Below are 1,937 nucleotides of genomic sequence, written 5' to 3' on the forward strand. Positions count from 1 at the left end.
AAAACCGCATGCAGTTCGGGAGTCAGATCCAGGCCGACCTGGTCTCCGTGCCAGCGGGCGACGGCCGGCCGCGACCGGTCGGCGGGCAGCTGGAGAAGCTCCGGCAGGTCGGACAACTGCCTCTTCCAATAATCGAGTTGCTTGGCAAACCGACTCCCCGGATCGGCGGCGTCACCGAGCAGATCGCGCTGCCACAGCGTGTAGTCGGCGTATTGCACCGGCAGGACCGGCCAGCTCGGTGTGCGACCCTCGCGCCGAGCCGCGTAGGCCGCGGCAAGGTCGCGGGCCAGCGGGCCGGTGGACCAGCCGTCACCGGCGATGTGGTGCATGACCACCAGCAGCACATGCTCCTGCGGTGCGAGCGCGAACAGCTCCGCCCGCAACGGCATTTCCACCGCAAGGTCGAAAGGCTGCCGGGCGAACTCGGCGAGCCGCTCCGGCAGTTCGGCCTGCGACACCTCGGTCGACCGAACCCGGGGCCGGGTCGCTCCTGGATCCAGGACACGCTGGCACGGTACGCCGTCGACCTCCGGGAACACCGTCCGCAGGCTCTCGTGCCGGGCCACCACGTCGGCGAGCGCCTCGTTCAGCGCCGTTGTGTCCAGCGTCCCGGTCAGCCGAAGCGCCAGCGGAATGTGGTAGGTCGCGGCGGTGCCGTCCATGCGGTGCAGGAACCAGAGCCGGCGCTGGGCGAAAGAAAGCGGTACCGCTTCCGGCCGTACGTGCGCCGTCAGCGCCGGGCGAGCGCGCCCGGCCTCGGCCAACGCTTCGGCCACTCCCGCCGCAGTGGGCGCCTGGAAGAGCGCGCGCAACCCCAGCTCCACGCCAAGCACCGAGCGAATCCGTGCGACCAGCCGGGTGGCGAGCAGGGAGTGCCCGCCCAGGTCGAAGAAGTCGTCGTCGACCCCGACCCGCGACGCGCCCAGCACCTCGGCGAACAACTCGCACAGGATCTGCTCCTGCGGTGTGCGCGGCGCGCGGCTGCCCCCGACCGTCCCCGGTTCGGGCGCGGGCAGCGCTGCACGGTCCAGCTTCCCGTTCACCGTCAGCGGCAGCACATCCAGCAACACGAACGCCGACGGCACCAGGTAGTCCGGCACGCGGTCGCGCAGATACGCCGTCAGCTCCGCCGGCCGTACGACAGCGTCGGGACGCGCTGCCACGTAGCCGACGAGCCGGTCGTCCTGTGCGAGGACGGCGGCATGGGCGACTGCGGGGTGCTCGGCCAGGGCTGCCTCGATCTCGCCGAGCTCGACGCGGAAGCCGCGCACCTTCACCTGGTCGTCGGCGCGGCCGACGTACTCCAGCTCACCGTCGGCGCACCGGCGCACCAGGTCGCCCGTGCGGTACATGCGTTCACCTGCCGTGCCGAACGGGCAGGCGACGAACCGTCCGGCCGTCAGCCCCGCCCGGTTCAGGTACCCACGCGCCAGGCCCGCCCCCGCGACGTACAACTCCGCCACCACACCCGGCGGCACGATGCGCATCCGCTCGTCCAGCACATATGCCCGGAAACCCGCGACCGGTCTGCCGATCGGTGGCACATCCGACCCCGGGGACAGCGGGTCGCTCATCGTCGCGCACACCGTCGTCTCCGTCGGACCGTACGCGTTGATCATCCGGCGCGCCGGCGCCCACCGGGCCACCAGCTCCGGCGGGCAGGCCTCACCCGCCACCACCAGGGTGGCAGCCGTGACGTCGGCGCCGTCCATCGCCGCCAGGGCCGAGGGCGGCAGCGTCACATGGGTGACGTCGAGCCGGCGGTCCGTCAGGGCCTCCAGCGGGGCCTCGGACGGGGCCAGGACGAGGGCGGCACCGGTGAGCAGGGCGCTGCACAGGTCCCAGAACGATGCGTCGAAGCTGGGCGAGGCGAACTGGAGCACCCGGCTGCCCGCCGTCACGCCGAGCCTCTCGACCTGCGCCGCCACCATGCCCGG

At 72.3% G+C, this 1,937-nt stretch carries 1 protein-coding gene; it reads right to left on the minus strand.

The window, feature by feature from the left end; genetic code table 11:
- On the minus strand, nt 1-1,937 hold a 1,937-nt coding region (locus GA0115254_RS19825), incomplete at both ends, for a condensation domain-containing protein (protein ID WP_141720869.1).

The organism is Streptomyces sp. Ncost-T10-10d (assembly GCF_900091955.1).
Lineage (GTDB): Bacteria > Actinomycetota > Actinomycetes > Streptomycetales > Streptomycetaceae > Streptomyces.